Below are 520 nucleotides of genomic sequence, written 5' to 3' on the forward strand. Positions count from 1 at the left end.
GGCGTACGATATCCTCCAAAGCAGGAAGCCGCGGGCCGTGTGTGCTGACTATGGGGTTTTCGGTTTTCGCCTTGGTTCGAGGTGCGGGCAACAGCCGCCCGGGCGAGCATTTGTGGGCTGGAAGGAGGTCGTCTGGCGCTGGGTTTGGCTTGGCTTTTGGCTTTGACGAAGGCGTGAGATGTGGGCCGGCACGCGGAGCGGCATCGTCAACGCGAGCGTCATCATGACCGGAAGCGCACAGGTCGCGCGGCGTGATGAAGGCGAGCCATGCCGGGTCATGGCGCGGTGGTCCCGGTCGGGTTGGTGTCATGCGGCGGTGCGCGGGGCTGGCGCCATCGTTCGAAGGTTTCGATGACGACCATGCGTCCCCCGCAGCATGGGCATGGCGGGCGGGCATCCTCGGGTTCGGCGGGCGCGGCAGCGGTCACGGGCGGGGCGACACCGAGCAGTTGGCGGGCGTGTTCGAGGTGAGCCTTGCGGGTGGCGCCAGCGAGCAGGCCGTAATGGCGGATGCGGTGGA

General features: G+C 67.7%; 1 pseudogene. It reads right to left on the reverse strand.

Annotated features, from left to right (window positions below):
• Positions 1–275 precede the first annotated feature (275 nt).
• A pseudogene (locus QU44_RS18820) lies at positions 276–520 on the reverse strand (IS91 family transposase); the annotation flags it as partial.

It is taken from the genome of Sphingomonas sp. 37zxx (assembly GCF_000786205.1).
In the GTDB taxonomy this organism is placed as follows: Bacteria; Pseudomonadota; Alphaproteobacteria; order Sphingomonadales; family Sphingomonadaceae; genus Sphingomonas.